Source organism: Kitasatospora sp. NPDC057595, from assembly GCF_042800875.1.
Lineage (GTDB): Bacteria > Actinomycetota > Actinomycetes > Streptomycetales > Streptomycetaceae > Kitasatospora.
The window spans coordinates 300,310-321,693 of the sequence record NZ_JBHVGL010000003.1 but is presented as its reverse complement, the minus strand read 5'-3'; the positions used below and the strand labels follow the sequence as shown (position 1 = coordinate 321,693).

At 72.8% G+C, this 21,384-nt stretch carries 9 protein-coding genes; all 9 read left to right on the top strand.

All coding sequences use genetic code 11. The annotated features are described in order from the left end of the window. Positions 1-170: 170 nt before the first annotated feature. The 9 genes from ACFU9E_RS07620 (at position 171) to ACFU9E_RS07580 (ending at position 21,383) form a co-directional block, all read left to right on the top strand. Positions 171-2,285: a hypothetical protein gene (locus tag ACFU9E_RS07620; RefSeq protein WP_380678902.1), complete on the top strand. Its 2,115-nt coding sequence runs from the start codon at positions 171-173 to the stop codon at positions 2,283-2,285. Further along, on the top strand, positions 2,282-3,982 hold the full coding sequence (locus tag ACFU9E_RS07615; protein WP_380678905.1) for a hypothetical protein: 1,701 nt from the start codon (positions 2,282-2,284) through the stop codon (positions 3,980-3,982). The genes ACFU9E_RS07620 and ACFU9E_RS07615 overlap by 4 nt, the downstream gene beginning before the upstream one ends. Continuing rightward, positions 3,979-8,562: a DUF6603 domain-containing protein gene (locus tag ACFU9E_RS07610; RefSeq protein WP_380678908.1), complete on the top strand. Its 4,584-nt coding sequence runs from the start codon at positions 3,979-3,981 to the stop codon at positions 8,560-8,562. Before ACFU9E_RS07615 ends, ACFU9E_RS07610 begins: the two co-directional genes overlap by 4 nt. A 99-nt stretch (positions 8,563-8,661) precedes the next feature. Next, positions 8,662-9,837, top strand: coding sequence for a kelch repeat-containing protein (locus ACFU9E_RS07605; protein WP_380678911.1), 1,176 nt, complete (start codon positions 8,662-8,664; stop codon positions 9,835-9,837). Continuing rightward, positions 9,834-13,031 carry a hypothetical protein gene (locus tag ACFU9E_RS07600; protein ID WP_380678914.1) on the top strand — a complete coding sequence of 1,066 codons (3,198 nt, stop codon included), beginning with the start codon at positions 9,834-9,836 and terminating at the stop codon, positions 13,029-13,031. The genes ACFU9E_RS07605 and ACFU9E_RS07600 overlap by 4 nt, the downstream gene beginning before the upstream one ends. Beyond that, a complete protein-coding gene (locus tag ACFU9E_RS07595) occupies positions 13,028-18,289 on the top strand; it encodes a hypothetical protein (RefSeq protein ID WP_380678917.1) in 5,262 nt (1,753 codons plus the stop codon). Before ACFU9E_RS07600 ends, ACFU9E_RS07595 begins: the two co-directional genes overlap by 4 nt. Continuing rightward, the gene (locus ACFU9E_RS07590; protein WP_380678920.1) at positions 18,282-20,090 is read left to right on the top strand and encodes a hypothetical protein; all 1,809 of its coding nucleotides are present in this window, start codon (positions 18,282-18,284) and stop codon (positions 20,088-20,090) included. Before ACFU9E_RS07595 ends, ACFU9E_RS07590 begins: the two co-directional genes overlap by 8 nt. 155 nt (positions 20,091-20,245) lie before the next feature. Then, positions 20,246-20,674, top strand: coding sequence for a hypothetical protein (locus ACFU9E_RS07585; RefSeq protein WP_380678923.1), 429 nt, complete (start codon positions 20,246-20,248; stop codon positions 20,672-20,674). Positions 20,675-20,855: 181 nt separating this feature from the next. After that, positions 20,856-21,383 (top strand): hypothetical protein, encoded by a 528-nt coding sequence (locus ACFU9E_RS07580; protein WP_380678926.1) that lies wholly within the window; start codon positions 20,856-20,858, stop codon positions 21,381-21,383. Position 21,384 lies beyond the last annotated feature (1 nt).

The window sequence follows — 21,384 nt, the reverse complement described above, 5'->3', positions numbered from 1 at the left end:
CGGCGGTCGGGCGGTGCAATGGCGGTCACGACGTGTGACCGGTCCAGCACTCTGCGAGGGCGTCGATGAACCCATGCACGCCCCCGTGCAGGTGCGGCCGTCCGGGCGGCCGACTCTGCGAACGCGCGGTGCCGCACTCCAGCTCGCCCAGCGTTCACGCGGGCGATCGGGTGACGCGGGGCAAGGCGGGCGCGCTCGACACCGGCTCCGCCGGACTGATCGTCCGCAGGACCGGGGGAGCGGGCCGTTATGTCCTTACCTGCGGCCACGTGCTCGGCCTGGCTCCGGGGGATACGACGGCGGCGGATGTCAACCTGGTGTACTCGCCCGAGTTGAGCACCTGCTGCGGCTTCGAATGCAGCAAGCCGATCGGGAACGTCGTGGGCGGCACGATGCTGCAGCTCGTGTCCAAGGCGATCCAGAACAAGATCACGATCGGCCAGGTCGACTTCGCCGTGGACGCCGCGCTGGTCGAGCTGGGCAGCGACGCGGCGGCGTCGAACGACGTGCCGAAGATCGGGAAGATCTCCGGGGTCCGTGACCTCGTCTCCGAATGGTCGCTCTCCGCCGCCGAACCGACCGACGGACCCCTGCCGGCGGCACGCCAGATCGCGGTGCGGAAGTACGGCGCGAAGACCGGCCTCACCGCGGGCACGATCGCCGCTCTGCGGAAGGTGCCGATCAAGGAAAAGGTCGGCGACGCCGTGGTCGACGGGCAGGCCTGGCTGTTCGAGGTCCAGGTGGCGGCGTCCGCGGGTCAGTCGGTCCATGAGTACAAGCTGGACATGAATCGGTACAAGACCGACGACCCCACCAGTACCCCGGCCTCCATCGCGGCGGATCTCAGCGGTCCGGGAGTGGATGCCAAGCCCGGGGGTTCCACCGACACGCCCACGGTGGTCGTCAAGAGCGCACAGTTCTCCGAACCGGGCGACTCGGGCGCGCCGATCGTCGACAGCAACGGCAAGGTCGTCGGCCTTCTCACCAGCGGAGTCACCAAGCAGATCTACGTGGTGGGGCAGTCCGCGCCGGTGGACATCCTGACCGGCCTGTCCCACTGCCTCTTCATCGACCCGGTGTTCAGGCTCCGGCAGGTGGAACTGCTCCCGGCCGCGCTGAGCTCCGCGGGCCGCCCGGTCGCCGCACCCGGCACGGCCATCACCCGCGCACGGCCCGTGGACTGGTCGGCCGTCCGCAGCGCCTGGGCGGCGGTGGAGGGCAGCGAACTCGGGGCCCGGCTCGGAGCACTGGTCCGCCGGCACATGCACGAGGTGCGTCGGCTGGTGCACCACAACCGCCGGGTGATGGTGACCTGGCACCGCTGCAAGGGGCCCGCCTTCGTCAACCACGCGCTGAACACCGCCGACCAGCCGCGATGGCCGTTGCCCACGGCGATCGACGGCGTCAGTCCGCTGCAGGCGCTGCTCGCGATGAGGGACGTGCTTCTGGCCGAGGGCAGCGCGTCCCTGCGCGCCGACATCGCCGCGCACCAGGACCGGGTGCTCGACCTCGCCGGACGCACCACATCCCTCCTCGACCTCCTGGAGCTCGCGGACTCCACGCCTCCGGCGGCCGTACGGATCGTGAACGCGCGCGGGGTGCCGGGCGTCGCCGGTGTCCTGGTCCGCGACAGCCGGGGCGTCACGTACCTCCTGGCGAGCCATCACGTCGTCTACGGGGCCGGGGCGGAGGAGGGCGACACCGTGTGGGCCCTGCCCCTCTCGGCCGACCCCGCAGACCCGGCCGGTCCCGTCGAGCCGGCCCCGCTCGGGCGCGCCCGGCGCGGGCACCTGGGGCTGGTGGAGTTCGCCGGAGAGGCCTGCTACGTGGACGGCGCGCTCGTCGAACTGGACGACGCGCCGAACCGGCCCGCATGGCTGAACGACGCCCTCGCGGGTGCGTGGCCCACCGCGGCCGGGCGGGCCGAACCCGGCGCCGCGGCGCACAAGAGGGGCGCGGCGACGGGTCTGACGCGGGGCACGGTGCTCGATGTCGCCTACCCGGACCGCCCGTTCATCGACGGGCGGGAATGGACGGCGCCGGGACAGCTGCTGGTCGCGTCCCGCGATCCGAGCCGGGCGTTCTCGGCGCCGGGCGACTCGGGCGCCCCGCTCCTGGACGACCGGGGGCGCGTGCTCGGCCTGCTGTGGGGCGCCACGGCCGTCGGTGACGGCGTCGCCTGCCCGGCGGAACCCTTGCTGAACCGACTCGGCGTCGATCCCGTGGGGGCGTTGCCACCCGGCGCCGCCGCCCAGGACGCACCACGACGGGAGGAGCCGGTATGACATCCGCCACCGCGACCGCCACCGCCACCGCGACCGACTGGCGGCAGCTGCTGCCCCAGGTCAGGGAGGCCCTGAGCACGCTCCCCGAGGTGGAGGGCGTGGGTCTCGGGGTGGCGGACACCGACAGCACCGCGCTCGTCTGGCGGGTCTATGCGCGAGAGAGCCAGGACGCGGCCCGCGACGGAGTGCCGGCCACGGTTCTCGGTCTGCCCACGCACGTCGTGACCGCCCGCGCGAGCGTCCGGACCGCCGACGCGCCCTTCGTCACGGCCGGCGCGAGCATCGAGACCAATCACAACGAGGGCGAGGGCACCCTCGGCTGCTTCGCGCAGGACAGCAGCGGCAAGACCGTCCTGCTGACCTGCTCCCATGTCCTGTTCCCGGGCTTCAGGATCATCGACGACCTCGCCGTCTACACACCCAAGTACAGCAAGTGCTGTTCCAACGGCGTTCGGATCGGCACGCCCGTCTACGACCGGAGCGTCAAGGCCCAGCCCGCCGAGAACAACGAATGGGTGGGCGGGTACCACGACGGCACCTGGACCGGCGGCTTCAACTGGATTCCGGCGAAGGTCCGGGTCATGGGAACCGCGGTGAACGGCCATGCCAGCGAGTACGACTGCGCGACGGCGAGACTCGACCCCGGAGTGAAGTTCCACAACGCCTGGCAGGTCGACCTCGGCGGCTCGACGACCACCATTCCCCTCAAGGGCGCTGTCACCGACGGGCACGGCATCGTCCCGGGGCCTCAAACAGGTACGTTGCCGAGCGACCAGCAGTACGTGCGGATCTACAACGCCGTCAACGGCCGGCTGAAGTTCGGCACGATGCTCAGCCACAAGGCCACGCAGGACGATCCTGACGAGCTCGTCTTCACGGTCGGGATCTCCGACGCCAGAGACCACGGGGCGGGCTCGAAGGCGAACGTGAACCAGTTCCTGATCCTGCCCAGGCCGAGCCCCGTTCCCGGCCAGTCGTTGAACGACAGCTATCGCAACGGCGAGGAGCTGACCTTCGAGGGCGGCGACTCGGGCAGCATGGTGATCAACCACGACAACATGATCATCGCCATGATCATCCGTGCCGGCCCGATCGACGAGTTCTTCAAGCTCGACCGCAGCGCCATCGAGTTCGCCAGCATCGGCAACCTCGCGATCGCCACCCCCATCGCCAAGGTTCTCAGCTTCCTCCAGCTGTCGATCCCGGCGGCGGACCAGGGCTGGTCGGGCACGGTCCCCAGCGCCGGAAGTCCGTCGCCCCTCCTGCTGCGGGGGCCGGCGACCGCTGCCGAACTGGCCCGGCGACGCACCGCGGAGGAGCTGCGCGGGCAACTGCGCACCAGCGTGCTCGGCCGGCTCCTGCTGGGCAAGATCCCGCAGCACCAGAAGGAGGTGCGACGGCTGCTGACCTCGGTGCGCCAGGTGGCCGCGGTCTGGCACGCCCTGCAGGGACCCGCCTTCTACCACCACTGCGTGCGGGGCGCCGAGCATCCCGGGCACCCCGTTCCCGACCGCATCAACGGCGTCAGCCGTGCCCAACTGGTCGACGGCATGCTGCCGTTGCTCATCCAGTACGCCACCCCGCCGCTCCGCCGGGACCTGGAGCGCTACGGGCGGCCGGTGATCGGGGCGCTGCTGTCGGTGGACACCCTGCACGACGTGCCCGCGGCGCTCGCCCGGCCGGGAGGCCGGTCATGACCGGCCGGCGCGGCACGCTGGAGATCCTGGTCGGCCAGCTCGGCACGCTGCTGTCCCCGCTGACCGGCCTGAGCCAGCAGGGCGCCCGGGAGTTCTTCGCGGACGTCGGCCTGCCGCTGACCGACGCGCAGGCGGCCGCCCTCGCGCCGACCCTGGGCACCACCACCGGCGCCGTCGGATTCCTGGGCGAGCTGCTCGACACCCTGCAGGTCGCCGTCGCCGCGGAGAAGTGGGGCGACGTCCTGCAGCAGCTCGTCCAGATCGGCGGGCAGGTCAACACGATCGTCTCCGGATTCGACGGGCTCAAGTCCGCGCTGGCCGCGCTGAACCTGCCGGGCGCCGACCAGATCCTCCCGAACCTGCCGGAGCGGCTGTTCAACCTGCTGCTCGTCAAGCACCTGGAGGGCGGCCAGGGCGTCGACGAGCTCCTCGAATTCTCCGGTGTCCTGGTGCGCACCGACCACAACACCGGCCTGTTCGATCCGCAGAAGCCGTTCTTCACCGAGAACACCCTGCACCTGGAGCGCCTCGGGGGCTGGCTGCAGAACCCCCTGGCGCAGCTGGGCGCGCTGTACGACTGGGGCACGCCGGGCTTCGACGGGCTGAAGATCCTCACGGTGCTCGACCGGCTGGCCGCCCAGGCGGGGCTGCCCTCGCTCCTGGACACCACCACCACGCCGCCGGCGCTCGACCTGGTGTTCGCGGTCCTCGTGCCGCGCACCGACGTCCAGCCGCACGGCATCGCCCTCGCGCTGCCGGCCGGCCTGGCCAAGGGCACGCTGGAACAGTCCGGCGGGGCCTGGACGCTCACCGTCAGCCTGGACGCGGACGTGGCGGCGGGAACCACCCTCGTCCTGCGGCCCGGTGCGTCGGCGGTCGAGCCCCCGCCGGGTGCGACCGTCTCGGCGACGGCGGAGGTCGTCCACAGCTACCGCCGCGACCCGGACGACCCGCTGCTGCTGGTGTCGCTCCCCGGCGGCAGCAGGGTGTCGGTCGAACAGGTCGACTCCACCGTGCGGCTGCGGGCCCGGCCGGACGGCGGCCTCGACATCGGCCTCGGCCTCCAGCTCCAGCGCGGCAAGGTCCTCATCACCCTCGGCGACGACAGCGACGGCTTCCTCGCGACCCTGCTGAAGGACGTGCGCATCGAGAGCGCCTTCGAGCTGGGTGCCCGGTTCACGGCGGCCGACGGCCTGCGCTTCGAGGGCAGCGGCGGCCTGGAGGTGCAGCTGGCCTCCCACATCGGGCTGGGCCCGGTCGACCTCAGCGCGCTCACCCTGACCCTGGGCATCAAGGACGGCACCTTCGCCCTCGGCCTGACCGCCGACGTGAAGGGGAGCCTCGGCCCCGTCTCGGCCGTCGTCCAGGGCCTGGGCACCGACATCCCCGTGGTCCTCGCCCCGCTCGGCAAGGGCAACCTGGGGCCGGTCGACATCCGCCCGGACTTCCGGCCCCCGACGGGTGTCGGCCTCGCGCTGGACCTCCAGTTCGTCAGCGGCGGCGGCTTCCTGGGCTACGACGCGGACCGCCACGAGTACGCTGGGACGCTGGCCCTGCGCCTGGCCGGGTTCATCGACGTCAAGGCGATCGGACTCCTCTCGACCCGGATGCCCGACGGAACTCCGGGCTTCTCCCTGCTGCTGGTGCTGACGGCCGAGTTCGGCGGCATCGGCCTGCAACTGGGGTACGGGTTCACCCTGCTCGCGGTCGGCGGGCTGCTCGGCCTGAACCGGGGGATGAACCTGACCGCGCTCACGGAGGGCGTCCGCACCGGCGCCATCGAGTCGGTGATGTTCCCCAAGGACGTGGTGGCCAACGCGCCGCGCATCCTCAGCGACCTGCGGGCCTTCTTCCCCCCTCAGGAGGGGACGTTCCTGGTCGGGCCGATGGCGAAGATCGGCTGGGGCACTCCCACCCTGATCAGCGTCTCCGTCGGCGTCATCGTCGAGATCCCCGGGAACATCGCCATCGTCGGCGTCCTGCGCTGCAGCCTGCCCGCCGAGGACCTGCCCCTCCTCGTCCTCCAGGTCAACTTCGTCGGAGCGATCGAGTTCGACAAGCAACGGCTCTGGTTCTACGCCCAGTTGTTCGAATCGCGCATCCTGATCATGACCATCGAGGGCGGGATGGGCCTGCTCATCGGCTGGGGCGGGGGAGACTTCGTCCTGTCCGTCGGCGGTTTCCATCCGTCGTTCCGACCGCCTCCGCTGCCCTTCCCGGTCCCGCCGCGCATCGCGGTCGACATCATCCACACGCCCACCGCCCTCATCCGGGTCAGCGGCTACTTCGCGGTCACCAGCAACAGCGTGCAGTTCGGAGCCCAGGCGGAACTCGTCCTGGGCTTCGACGACTTCGGGCTCCAGGGGCACCTCGCCTTCGACGCCCTGTTCCGGTTCTCCCCGTTCGCCTTCACCATCGACATCGCGGCCGACCTCACGCTGAAGGCCTTCGGCGTCGGTGTCTTCGGCGTGCACCTCCGGTTCCAGCTGGAGGGCCCGGCGCCCTGGCGGGCCCACGGTCGCGGATCGATCTCGCTGCTCTTCTTCGAGATCTCCGCGAACTTCGACCTGACCTGGGGCGACAGCCACAACCCCACGCTCCCCCCGGTCGACGCCCTCGCCCTGCTCGGCGACGAGATCGGCAAGGTGGAGGGCTGGCGGACCGAGCTGCCCAGCGGCGGCAGCCAGGCACTGGTCAATCTGCGCACCCTGCCCGCCGCGGAGGGCCTGGTCCTGCACCCGCTCGGCACGCTGTTCATCCGGCAGCGCGTGATCCCGCTGCACGTGCGCGTGGACCGGGTCGGGGCCCAACGGCCGCTCACCGGACACCGCTTCAATGTCGCACCGGCCCCGGACAGCGGTCTGACGCAGGCCTCGACCACCACCGACCGGTTCGCCATGGCCCAGTTCCAGGACATGGACGACGCGGCGAAGCTGAGCCGCCCCGCCTACGAGGACCAGGACGCCGGGCTGGAGCTGACCCCCCTCCAGGGGACGCTCGCCTCCGCCCGCGCCGCCCGCCGCAGCGCCCGGTACGAGATGATCGTGATCGACAGCAGGCGCCGCCCCGCGACCCTCCGGGCCGAGGGCCGGACACGCATCCCGGACCCGCCCGCGCCGGCGGCGGCCAAGCGGCTGTACGCGGCCAGCCCGGCCGTGTTCCAGCAGCTCCTCGGCGGCAGCAGCACCGGCCGCTCCGCGCTCTCCCAGCACGAGGCCACCCTGCGCCAGCCGTTCGCCGACGACGTCCTGCGGGTGACCGGGCCGCGCTACGCCGTCGCGTACCGGCGCAACAACCGGACGGCGTTCTCGCCCGGCACGCCCGCCTTCGCCGACGCCCCGGCCAGTTTCCTCAGCCAGGCCGCCGCGACCGACGCGCTCGCCGCGATGGAGGACGCCGACCCGCGCCGCCAGGGCACCCTGCACGTCATCCCCCAGTCGGAGACGGTGGGCACTCCGGCCACCCCCGGCGGATGGACCGGCGCGGCGAACGTCCCGACGGCCCTCGCGGCCGACACGGGCACGGACACCGCCGTCCTGCTGGCGACGGGCCGGGTCCTGCTGGCCGGCGGCACGGACGAGACCGGGGGCGCTCGGACCGACAGCCTCCTGTTCGACCCGGTCAGCGGCACCTGGACCCAGGCGGACCGGCTGCGCACCGGCCGTCGGCGGCACGGCCTGGTCCGGCTGGGCAGCGGCGGCGTCCTGGCCGTCGGCGGGATCGGCCCGGACGGCGCGGCCCTGAAGTCCGCCGAGGGCTACGACCCCGTCGCCGGGACCTGGTCGACGCTCCCCGGGGCCATGACGACCGCTCGGTACGGGCACTCCGTCACGGCCCTCGCCTCCGGGCGCGTCCTGGCCGCGGGCGGCACCGGTGCCCGTGGAGCGGAACCCGTCGCCCTGGCCTCCGCCGAGCTGTTCGACCCCACCGCCGGCACCTGGAGCGCCGCCGGGCCGATGACGGACGCCCGCACCGGGCACCGGGCGGTGGCACTGAGGAACGGCTCCGTCCTGGTCGTCGGGGGCACGGTGTCCACCGGCCGCGGGCCCGCGGCCCTCGCCTACTGCGAGCTGTACGATCCCGCCGCCGGCACCTGGAAGCCCACGGGCAGCCTCACCACCGCACGCGTCGGCCACCAGGCGACCCTGCTGCCCGACGGCCGGGTCCTGGTCACCGGCGGTGACACCCCCACCGGCCGTCCCCACGGCCGGTACCGCGCCGGCAGCCTGGCCACCGCCGAGCTCTACGACCCCACCACCGGCCAGTGGACCACCGTCTCGCCCATGCCCGGCGGGCGCAGCCGGCACCGGGCCGTCCTGCTGTCCACCGGCAAGGTGCTCGTCCTCGGCGGGACCGGCGCACCGGGCGACCACGCGGGATTCCGCGGCACCGTCACCTACGACCCCGCCGCGGACACCTGGTCCCCGACCGGCGGACTGGCCGCCGGCCGCTGGGACTTCACCGCCCTGGCGCTCTCCGACGGACGGGTCCTCACCACCGGTGGCCGCGTCCTCGCCGGCACGGCGGCACCCGGCGGCGCGGATGTCCTGACGGACACCGCCGAGATCTTCACCCCGTGAACGCATCGACCGGAACACGGCGACCGGAACGCATCGACCGGAACGCATCGACCGGAACGCATCGACAGGCACGCATCGACGACGAAGGGGTTCGCGCCCATGACCAGTACCCTCGCGGCGGCGACCGGGAAGTGGACGGCCACCGGCGACCTGCCCGCGGCCGCAGGCTGGTACGGCCGACATGACAACGCGATCGTGCTGACCGGCACGAAGGTCCTCGTCATGGGCGGCTCCGACGGATCGGCCGCGGCGCTCGCCCGGGCCGCCGTCTACGACCACACCACCAAGGCCTGGACCGCCACCGGAAGTCTGCAGACACCCCGTCGGCTGCACACCGCGACCCGGCTGTCCGACGGCAAGGTGCTGGTCGCGGGAGGCATCAGCGGAACGGCCCAGTTCCCGGCGCCGGGCCTGGCCGCGGCGGAGATCTACGACCCCGTCGCCGGCACCTGGACCAGCACCGGGAGCATGCACACCGCGCGCTGGGGACACAGCGCCGCCCTCGTGGGCGACAAGGTGCTCGTCGCCGGCGGGACGACGATCCGCTCCGCCCAGTCGGTCAAGGCCCTGGCCTCCGCCGAGCTGTTCGACCCGGCCACCGGTACGTGGACGGAGACGGCGCCGATGACCGACGCCCGCAGCGGGCACCCGGCCGTCGTGCTGGCCAACGGCCGGGTGCTGGTCTCCGGCGGCACCCTGCCCACGGCCCGTGACGAGGACACCGCACTGGCGTACTGCGAACTCTTCGACCCCGCCGCCGCCACCTGGAGCCCGACCGGCGCCCTCCTCGCCCCCCGCGCCGAGCACCAGGCCACCGCGCTCTCCGCGGGAGCCGCGGTGCTCGTCACCGGTGGACGGGCGCCGGGCGGTCCCGGCGACGGCACCTTCGACCCGTTCAGCCGGGCCGGGGCGGAGCTCTACAGCCAGGACACCGGAACGTGGACCGCGGTACCGGACATGCCCGGCGGTCGTGCCCTGCACCGCGCCGTTCCGCTCGGGGGGACGCAGGTCCTGGTGGTGGGAGGCGGCGACGGCGTGGGCGACGACGTCGGCTTTGCGAGCGCCGCCCTCTTCGACGCGACGACCCGCGGCTGGAGCGCCGCGGCGGGGCTCGGCACGGGCCGGTTCGCGTTCGCCGCCGCACCGCTGTCGGACACCCTGGTGCTGGTCGCCGGGGGCGTCGTGCGCTCCGGACAGGCCGCGGCCGACCCCGCTGTCCAGGAGCTGACCGTCAAGGCGGAGTTCTTCGACGTGGCCGCGGCGGTCAGCCCGTGACGGACAACGCCTACACGTTCCTGCCCTGGCTCCGGGCCGGCATCGCCACCAGGATCACCACCGACCCGGGGACCGCCGCCCGGGCGAGCGTTCCGGTCGCGCTGCGGGTCACCGCGGAGGACGGCACCGGCGCGGGGCCGCTCAGCCGTGACGTGCAGCGCACCGTGCAGATCTACGGTCCCGGCGACGTCATCGGGATCGATCCGCGCGCCGTCTCGCGCACCGAGCCGCGGTCCTGGATCACCAACATGGAACCCAACTACCTGGCGCACATCGAGTTCCAGGACGAGGACTTCCCCTGGCGCTACAGCCCCGCCGCCCCCGACGCCACCACACGCCGGCTGCTGCCCTGGCTGGCGCTGGTCGTGCTCGCCGCGGGGCCGGACTCCCGCTCCACCGACGGCGCCGAGTTCACCGACGGCAGGGCCGCCGGCCGGCCACTGCCGTACATCGCCGTGAGCAACCCGAGCGCCCTGCCGCCGTCCGACCAGCTGGGCGCCTGGGGGCACGTCCACGTCAACGGATCGCTCGACTCACCCGTGGTGTCCGAGGACATGGGCAGTGTGCTGCCCGCGCTCGCCCAGGTGCTGCGCACCAACGCCGACCACGCGTGCGCCCGGCTGCTGTGTCCACGTCGGCTGACTCCGGACACCGCCTATCACGCCTTCCTCGTACCCGCCTTCGAGACCGGACGCCTGGCCGGCCTCGGTCTCGACCCGGCCGCCGCACCGGGCGCGCTCCACCCCAGCTGGGGGAAGGGCTACAACGGCCAGCAGGCTCCGGGGCAGCTGCCGTACTACCACCGCTGGTTCTTCTCCACGGGCAGCGCGGGCGACTTCGAGTACCTGGTCCGTCTGCTGGACCCCGTTCCCGAACTGGACCCCCGGGTCGGCCGCCGGGACCTCGACGTGCACCGGTCGGCGGGGCCCGGACTGCCCGGCATCACCGTGCCGACGGTGCTCGGCGGCGTGCTCAAGCTCGGCGGCGCGTTGCGGCAGCCGGACCGTCCGAGCGACGACTACGACACCTGGGACGATCTCCAGCGGCTCGGATTCCACTATCCGCACCCGTTCCAGCAGGCTCTGGCCGGTCTGATCAACCTGGCCGACGACTACCTCACCCGGACCCCGGCCGCCGCCCACGGAGCCCTGGCGACCACGCTCGCGGCGCCGCCCGTCGGCGCCGCCGATCCGGTGGTCACCCCGCCGCTGTACGGACGCTGGCACGCGCCGGCCTCCCGGCTGCTGACCGAACGCGACGGCAGCCCGGCCGCCAACCAGCGCAACTGGGTGCACCGGCTCAACCTCGACCCCAGGTTCCGGGTGGCGGCCGGCCTCGGCGCCCAGGTGGTGCAGAAGCGGCAGGAGGAGTTCATGCAGGCCGCCTGGGCCCAGGTCGGCGACGTCCTGGCCGCCAACGCGCGCATCCGGGCGGCACAGTTGGCCCGCGAAGTGAGCACGGTGCTGCAGAACAAGCACCTGGACCCCCCGGCCGCCGCCCTCACCGCGGTTCCCGCGTCGGGGAGGGCGCTCACGCTGACCGCGCCGGCCCATTCCCGGGTCGTCACGACCACCCAGCAGGCGGCGACGGCGAGCGGACGGTCGGCGGGCGCGGCCGAACAGCTCGCCGTCGGCTTCCACTTCTCGGAGAGCCGGGTCTCCACCGCCCCGGTGTCCGCGCCGATGCGCCGCATCGCCCGGCCCGGATCACGGCTGGTGCGCGGGCTGCCGTTCACCGCGGACCGGTCGCCGCACGACCTGATCGTCAGGATGGACGCGGACACCGGAGGTGTCACGGCGGCGCCCCCCAAGGTGCGGCCGGCCGCCGTGATCACGCCCACCCGGCTCGACCAGGTGCTCCACCCCACCCCGGCCGTCGCCGCGGCCGCGGCCCCGACCGACCCGGTGGACCAGCTGCCGACGAGCCACGACTTCGTCCTGACGCTCCCCGGGGACACCTTCATCCCCTCCCCGGGCGGTGCGGACAGCCCCGAGGCGCAGTCCTTCAAGCAGGCGCTGCACGAGATCTACCAGGGCTACTCGGACGCCCAGTTGGGCGGCCAGGACGGCGCACGCCGCCCGCTGGACGTCCTCGGCACCACGGCGGCGACCCTGGCCGGACTGCGGCCGGACGACACCGTGCCGCGGAGCCTGCTCAGCTCCGTCCGGCTGCCCGGGCGACTGGCGCCCTTCGCCGAGCAGTTCCTCGAGGCCATGGCGTACCCGGTCCTGGACATGCCGATGTACCGGGCGCTGCTCGACATGTCGGTGGACCTGTTCATGCCGAACATCAACCTGGTCCCGCCCAACTCGATCACCCTGCTGGAGACGGATCAGGAGTTCATCGAGGCCTACCTGGTCGGGCTCAACCACGAGATGGCCAACGAGCTGCTCTGGCGCGAGTACCCCACCGACCAGCGGGGCACGCCCTTCCGCCAGTTCTGGGACGTCCGCGCGGCGCCCGCCCTGCCGGGCGAGAGCGCCGGCGAACGGCGCGAACGGCTGTACGACGTCCCGCCGGTCGCCACCTGGACGCAGGAGTCCAAGCTCGGCGAGCACAACAACCGCGAGACGGGCGTCCAGGCGAACGAGCTGGTGCTGGTCATCCGCGGCGAGCTGCTGAAGAAGTACCCCAACGCGGCGATCTACGCCCACCGCGCCCGCTGGGAACTCACCGACGGACAGCCCGACCCCCGGAAGGAACGCCTGCCCGTCGACCTGGTCGACGAGGCGAACCCCTCGCACGACGAGATCCGGCTTCCGCTGTACGAGGCGAAGATCGAGCCGGACATCTACCTGCTCGGCTTCGACCTCACCGCCACGGAGGCCAAGGGAGCCGAACCACCCGGCAGCGCGGGCTGGTTCTTCGTCATCAAGGAACGACCGGGGGAGCCCCGGTTCGGCGCGGACGTCGAACCCGACGCGACCCCGCCCCGGGTCGAGGTCTGGAACGACCTCTCCTGGCCGGACATCGACCCCGCGTCCACCGGGTTCGTCCGGCTCGACGGGAGCACCGTGCCCGTCGTCCTGCGCGAGTTCGCCCACCCGGAGGACGACCCCGAGAAGCACGACCAGCACACCGAGGACCTGTCCCTGCCGCTGTGGCACGCGGGACTGAGCTCCGCCGACATCGCCTACGTCCTCTTCCGGGCACCGGTCCTGATGGCCGTGCACGCACAGGAGATGCTGCCGTGACCACCCTCCACCCGACCGCGGCCCTGCCGCTCAGCGACGACTTCCCGGTCCTGCTCGGACCGGTGCGCATCGAGACCCGCTTCACCGCCGCCGAGCTGCTCGTCCGGATCTTCCCCGACGAATGGTCGGTGGAGTCCTTCGAGCCCCTGCCCACCCAGGCGGAGATCGGCGCGGTCGACGCCTACTGGACCGCGCTGTGGCGGGCCGGCGGCAACGCGCCCGCCGAACAGGCCGCGTGGCAGGAGCTGACGGCGAGGGTGCCGGCGGGGCGGGCGAACTGGCTGCTGCAGAACCGGCGCCCCGCCAACCCGACCGAACAGCCCACCGGCGTGGACCCCGGCACCGCCGTTCTGGTGCTCGTCACCCCGCAGCCCGTGGCGGCGGCCGACCGGCAGCCCACCACCACGTACTGGACCGCCGTGTGGCAGGCCCACGGGGACCGGGCCAAGATCGCCGCGGCCGACGCGGCGCTGCTGGCGGCGGTGGGAGCCGCCCGCGCGGACGCCGTCCGCGCCAGCCGGCCGGTCGGCATCGACGGCGCGTCGACGGCGACCGGGAACAGCGTCCTGGTGGCCTTCCTCGTACTGCCGCCTCCCGCCGCCACGGACGTGTCGTCGCGTTCCTGGACCCAGGCCCCCCGGGCCCGGCTGCTGCCCGACCGGTTCACCGTGACCGGGTACGTCGGCGCCGCCCAGGTGTTCTCCGTCACCGGTGCGCCGGTGCCGGCCACGCTGGACGTCGGACCGGACCCCGGCTCCGCCGACAAGCCGAAGGTCGACGAGCAGACCGGGGTGCTGACCGTCCCCGCCGCGCTGCGCTGGCTGACCGACTTCGACACGGCGGTCGGCGTCGGCATGGCGGTGCGGGTGCCGCTGCAGGACAGCTTCCGGGGCGGCGTCGAACGGCTCGTCGTCCTCGGTCTGCGGGTGAACAGCACCGCCGGACAGACCGCCACCGACTTCGCCGACCTGCTGACGCGCCAGCTGCGCAGCCAGGCCGGCTTCAGTCTGCTGCCGCAGGGCACCCCGACCAACAACAGCGAGGAGACACCCGCGGGACAGGACCCGCGCGCGGTGTCCGCCGCGGTGCTGCGTGCCGCGTCCGCCCCCACGGCCGCGGCGGCGGCCGACGACTGGACGACCAGGACGGACGGCCGGTGGTTCGCCGAACTCCTCGGCCTCGACCCCGCCGTGATGACCGGCGTGGCGGGTGCGGACGGCACCGACCAGCGCGAGGCCCGGGCCGCGAACCTCGCGCTGTGGCCCGCCACCTGGGGTTCCTATCTGCAGACCATGCTGTATCCGACGGTTCCGGACCGTACGGTGAGCGACACCCGGGACTTCTTCGTCCGCTACGTCTCCGGACGCGGCCCGATTCCCGCGGTCAGGATCGGACGCCAGCCGTACGGCATCCTGCCGACGACCGTCTTCTCCCGGCTGACCTGGCCCCAGACCGCCACCCACCGCCGGGCGCTGGGCGCCCTGCTGTCCGCGGCCGCCGTCGACTGGAGGAACGCCGCCGCCCAGGTGTCGTACCTGGGCAAGCACACCCCGCCCGGGACACCGGCGGCCGATCCGCACCAGCTGCTGCTGGACATCCTCGCCCTGCACCCCACCTCGGCCGAGTACCACCAGCGCTACGCGCAGAGCGTCGAGGACATCTACAACCGCGAGAACCTCGGCAGCAACGGCCCGCGGGTGCTGCCGGCGCTGGACCGGCTCGGCATGCCGCAGCCGATCCTCGCCCTCCTGCACCGGCTGGCCCCGCCCGGACAGCCCGCCGTCGACCCGGCCATCGTCCGCCGCCTGTTCACCGAGGAGCAGTACCCGCTGCTCGGTCCCCTCGTCGACGACCAGCCGCTGTCCGAGAGCAGGACGATCCGGTCGTACGTGCCCGACGGGCGCAACTACCTGCAGTGGCTCGCCGACAACGCGGCGCGCGACCTGGAGGCCGTCCGTCTGGAGAAGGGCTTCACCGACGACCGGCCCCCGGCGGCCGTGCTCTACCTGCTGCTGCGGCACGCGGTGCTGCTCGGCTGGGAGCAGACCGCGCGCGGGCTGGCCGCCGCGGCGGGCGAGACGCTGTCGGCCGCCGACCCGCTGTTCATCCACATCCGCGACACCCAGCCGCCCCAGCCCAGCGAGAGCCGGTACCGGAAGCTGTACGCTCCCGACCCCGCCATCACCCATGACCCGTCGAAGCTCGTCGTCGACTTCATTCCGGATGTGCTGGCCACCCATCCCGCGGCCCGGCAGCTGGCCGAGCAGACCGCCGCCCTCCGGCTGCTCGCCGACGTGCCCACCGCCCGGCTGGAACGCGTGCTGGCCGAGCACCTGGACTGCGCGACCTACCGGCTGGACGCCTGGCGGCTCGGCCTGGTCAACGAACGCCTGGCCGAACTGCGGTACGGAGCCGACGGCACCTCCCCGGCCCGTCCCGGGCTGCACCTCGGTGCCTACGGATGGCTGGAGGAGGTCAGACCCGCCACCGCGGCCCTCACCCCCGTCCACCTGACGGGCAGTCTCGGCGCGCTGTTCACCCCGAGCGGGTCCAGCCCGCTGCTGCAGGATCCCGGGAACGGCGGTTACGTGCACGCTCCGTCGCCCGCCCAGGCGACCACCGCGGCCGTCCTGCGGGCCGGCTACCTCGCCAACGGCTCGCCCGGGAACCCCGGCTGCTTCGCCGTCAACCTCAGCTCCGACCGCGTCCGGGTCGCGCTCACCCTGCTGGACGGGCTCCGGCAGGGCCAGTCGCTGGGCGCGATGCTGGGCTACCGGTTCGAACGGGGCCTGCACGAGGGGCACCCCGAGGTCGAACTGGACAAGTTCCTGCCGGCGCTGCGCGGGGCGTTCCCGCTGCGCTCCGGAAAGCTCTCGACCGCCGCGCCGGGCACTCCGGTCGAACTGGTCGAGGCACGGAACGTCGTCGACGGACTGGCGCTCGTCCGCGCCGCGACCCGGGAACCCGCCCACCCCGAGTACCCCTTCGGCGTCGCGAACCTGCCCACCGCGACCGACCCCGAGCAGCAGGCGATGAACGCCGAAGTGCAGCACCTGCTCGACCTCCATGACGCGGTGTCCGACCTCGCCGTCGCCGAAGCCACCCACCAGACGCTCCGGGGAAACCCCGAACGGGCGTCGGCGACCCTCGACGCCTACGCCAAGGAGGGCTTCCCGCCCGATCCGGCCGTGGTCCGCACCCCGCGCAGCGGCGTCACCCTCACCCACCGGCTGGGCCTGATGTTCACTCCCGGCCTGAGCCACGGGCTCGGTCCGGTGGTGCTCCCCGGCACCGCTCCACGGGCGCTGGGGGAGCCGGCGGTCAACGCCTGGCTGCCCACGATGCTGCCGTCCGCGACGGACGTGGCCACCACCGTGGAATGGCAGGACCCGGTCACCGGGGCCCACCGCCTCCGGGTGGTCACCCAGGCCGACCTCGGGCTCCAGCCCCTCGACATGCTGTGGGGCGTCCAGCCGACGGACGACGCGGCGCTCACCGACCTGGACGACCGGATCGTCGCCGTGGTCGTGGCCCAGGAGCGGCCACGACCCGATGCGAAGCTGGTGATCCGCCACACCGAGCGGATCACCGGCAAACTGACCTTCTTCGAGGTGTCGCCCCTGGTCGGCGCACTGCGCTCGCTGCTGACCCGGTCACGTCCGCTGCGGCCGACGGACCTGGTCCCGGGCGCCGCCGGACAGCCGGTCGACCGGACCACGGACGACGCCGTCACCCTGGACCGGGGCCGGCCGGCGGCGGTTCGCGCCGTCCTCGACCAGCTGCGCCAGGACACCGCTTCCTATGTCGCCTCGCTGGCCCCCCGTTTTCCCGACGCGCCCGCCAAGCCCGACCGGGCCGCCCTCGTCACGGGCATCGACACCTTCCTGACCGGCTACGCGAACCTGGCCCGGACGGCAGGGGGCTTCGGCATGCCGCGCAGCGGCTGGGGCGAGGCGGTCCTGTGGCGCGGAGCCGTGTTCGGCGACGTGCTGACGGCCGTCGCGGCGACCGCGGACCGCATGGCCGCCTCGCTGGCGGCCGCCGACGCCCTGATCGCCGCGTACGACCAGCTCCCCTCCTCGGCCACGGTCGACCGGCGGTTCGGGCTGCTCCAGCAGGCGGAATGGCGGCTCACCACCAAGCCCACCACCCCTCGTCCCGCCCAGCCCGGGCAGCTGCGCGCGATCGTCGGCGGGGAGCGCGCCGCCTTCAACTCGCGCCTCCTGGCGCTGCGCGCCGTCGCCAGGACGACGGACACCACGCTCAGCGCGCTGCTCGCGGACGTGGCCGCTCTCCTGCCGCTGAGCGCGTTCGACCCGGCGGGCCTCGACCTGACGCCCTTCCAGGACCGGATCGTCGGCTTCGCCAGGGATCTGCTGGACCGGGCCGGTTCCCTGCTCACCGAGGTGACCAGCAGGCTCGCCGCAGCCGACAAGGCCCTGGCCGCGTACGACCAGGCCCTGACCGCCCCCGACCGGGTGCGGGCCGCGACCGACGCGCTGCAGGCGATGCTCGGCCGCGACTTCCTCGTGGTGCCCGAGTTCACCGCGCCGGACCAGCTCCAGACGGACTGGAAGAAGGCCCGCATCGACAAGGACCAGCTGCTGAGCCATCTGGTCCAGGACTTCCGGCGCGACTTTCCGGTCGACGACTGGGTGCACGGCATCGCCCGGGTGCGCGAGAAGCCGCGGTTGTGGGAACAGGCCGTGTTCGTCGCCGACGCCCTGCGCGGTCCGGGCGGGCTGCTCGGCGACCTCCTCGGATGGCAGGAACCCGAGCTGGTGCCCGTCCAGCTGCCCTACCGCCCGAACGACCACTGGCTGGGCATGGAGTTCGCGGCGGGCACCCGGATCACCGAGGACCGGGTGCTCTTCACCGCCCACTACGCTCCCGAGCCGCTGCTGGGCGTCAACCGGCACTGCGGGCTGCTGCTCGACGAATGGACCGAAGTCGTCCCGGCCCAGCAGGAGACCACCGGGATCGCGTTCCACTACAACGGCCCGGACGCGGAGCCGCCGCAGGCCATGCTCCTCGTCACCCCACCGCAGCGGACGGGCAACTGGAGCGCCGACGACCTGCTCGGCGCCGTCGGCGAGACCCTCGACCTGGCGAAGACCCGCGCCGTCGAGCCCGCGCACCTGGACACCACCGCCTACGCACAACTCCTGCCCGCGACGGTGATGTCGGCGACCCGGCGGCCGATCACGATCAGCACCGATCTCGCAACCGCCAACCTGCGAGGAAAAGCCGATGCCTGAGCCCACCCGTATCGAGGACCTCCGCGCCGCGCTCGACCAGCGGCTGTTCCCCACCGTCGGACTCTGGAACCGCCTGGAGGGCCGCCCGCGCACCACGTCGTTCGAGCGTGCGCTGCGTGCGGAGGTCCGCGACCCGCTCTGGATGCTGACGCGCCAATGGCAGCTCGGTGAGTTCCGGGGCACCGACGCCGGGTCGCCCGTCACCGCGACCTACTCGGTGGCCACCTCCGTGCCGTCCAGGTTCCGGCCGGGGTCCGGTGCGGCCGAGGCCCTGCCCACCGACCGGCCGCTGGAGGTGGTGGCCGAGCGCCGGGCCCTGCCGTTCGCGTTCGGCCCGGATCCGATCTCCTTCGACCTGCGCCTGGCCATCGGACGGCGCTGGATGAAGCTCCTCGGCCCGCAGCTCGGCCTCAAGCAGCTGCGCAAGACCTACATCGCCAAGTACCCGATCGCCCTGCCCGATCCGGGAGTGGACGCCGACACCCCGCGCACGTCCGACCCTCAGGTGTGGTCCACCCTGCAGGCGGTCGCCGGCCGCCGGATGGACGGGTACGCGCTCTACCGGCACATCAAGGTGGACAACGGCAAGGCCTCGGACGGCATCTCCGCCTCGGGGCCGGCACGTGCGCAACTGGACGGCCTGGGTGTCCGTCTTGTCGCCTGGTTCGACGACCTGTTCGACCAGCCCGGCGGCGACGCGACCTGGGACGCCACCAGGCTCGAACACCGGTTCTCGATCTCCGCCGCTCCGACCGGCACCGAGAAGGTCCTGACCGCACAGGAGTTCCCCGGTGGCCACCTGGACTGGCACGCGTTCTCCGTCGACCCGGGTGCCCCGCTCGGCGGGACGGCTCCGCCGCCGGCGCCCCTCAACCGCACCGTGTTCCCGGCGCCGGTCCGGTACTCGGGCATGCCCCTGCCCCGCTGGTGGGCGGTGGAGGACGGCCGTACCAACTTCGCCGGTGTCCAGCCGGACAGCACCGACCTGGCGAAGCTCGTCTTCCTCGAATTCGCGCTCGTCTACAGCAACGACTGGTACCAGCTGCCCTGCGACCTCCCGGCCGGAGTGCTCGCGTCGATCCGGGGACTGGCGGTCACCGACGTGTTCGGGCAGCGGCAGTGGATCAGCCCGGCGGGGGCGGGCCAGGACGAGGACTGGCAGCGCTGGTCGATGTACACCCTGGACACGATCGGCACCGCCGACGTTCCCGCCGACCTGAGCCTCTTCCTCCCCCCGACCGTACCGAAGGTGGCCGAGGGGGCGCCGTTGGAAGAGATCGCGCTGATCCGCGACGAGAACGCCAACATGGTCTGGGGCGTGGAGAAGACCGTCCCGCTGCCCACCGGCGAGGCCCGCCGGGGCAGCGAGGTCGTGGCGCAGATCCTCCAGCACCGCCGGCGCTTCGTGCCCGCCCCGGCCGCCGACGCTCCCCGCGCGCCGATCGGCTACCAGGCGATGAGCGTCGTCCCCGAGAACTGGGTGCCCTTCCTCGCGGTGCACGTCCCCGGCGGCGACCGGGCCATCCGGTTGCAGCGCGCCGCCATGCCCAGCGTGATCGACGGCAAACCGGTCCGGCCGCACACCAGTCTGCTCAGGGAGGGCATCGACGCGGGAAACCCCTACTTCGTCAACGAGGAGGAGGTGCCTCCGACCGGAACCACGCTCGCCCTCGCCTACCACCGCACCCGCTGGTACGACGGCAGCGTCTCCGTCTGGCTCGGCGCCCGACGGGGCGTCGGTCGCGGCGAGGGCTCCAGCGGGCTGGTCTTCGACACCCTCGTCGACACCGCTCGGCCCTGAGGCACCGACGCCGGCCGGCGGGGACCGCTGCCTGCCTTCGGACGAGCCCGTGTCGCACGTTCGGTCCAAGCGCGCGCGCCCTCGGGGGACCGGCGGCGGACCCGGCGGAGGCTGGGGTGTCAGGTGGGGGGATCGCCAACCGAGACGGAGAAGCCGTGACCGAGCCGGACTACTACCAGTTCCACTCCTCCCACGGGCACCACGCCCCGATCCACGTCGTCTGGATGCCGCTCGGAGCGGGCGGCCTGAGCTCCTTCGAGTACGCCGACCCGACGAGGTCCCACGTCTTCCGCGGTGACGAGGTGAGCGTGGTCGAGAGCGCGCTCGGCCGGGTGGTGAGCGTGACGATCGAGACGAGCATCGACCGCGGATCGACGTCGTTCTCCCTGCTGGTGCCGTCGGTCAACCTGAACGGGCACAGCGCGACGGTGAGCACCATCGGCATCACCACCGTGCACCGGATCGGGATCGGGCCCATGACCGGGCAACTTGACGTGTACTCCGAGACCCCGCTCATCGGCACGGCCGAGAGCCGCATCATTCCCCTCGACGAGAGAGCCGGTGCCGGCGCCGCTCGCGCGTGACGGTCCCGTGGAGCATCGCTGCCCCGGTATGGGAGAACGACTCCCGCACCGGGGCAGCGATGTTCCACGGGCCCCGGTATGTCTGTCGAAGCGATCGTATTTTCTCCGTGCCTGGTCATTTTCATGGGGCAGGGTGCTAGCCTGACCGGGTCCCGTCCGGCACCGAGGGTGAGGGGGCGGCATGGACAGGGACTCCCTTCCGATTCCACGTCTGGATTTCGGTGAGTGGGTCGTGCCTTTTCCCGATCGAGGGCATTACGTTTTTCTTCGGAGCGACTCGCTCCAGCATGCACAGAACAATCCGCCGACGGCCCAGGAATCCGGGGTCTGGCTGGGGCGGACCGAGTCCGGCGCCTCGGTCGTTCTCCCGGTGCGGCTGGAAGTCGTCCGGGGGTCCGTGAAGCCGGTTTTCCTCGCGGTGCTGCACCATGGCGACGAACTCTATTTCGCGGGTCACACGGTCGTATTCCATGAGGTTCAGCGTGTCATTCTCGCCGCGGGCTCGCGGTTGGTCGGGTCGAAATGCCAGCAGTGCCGGACGCGGCTGACCGCGGGAGGCGGCGTCGTGCAGTGTCCGCTCTGCGGTGGTGCGTATTGCGACGACTGCTGGAAATTCCTTGATCGGGACCGGTGCTATTCCCGCGGTTGTTCATACAGCCCGTCGGAGCCGGACAAGGGGGTGACCGATCGTGGCGCCCGGCCGGTATGAG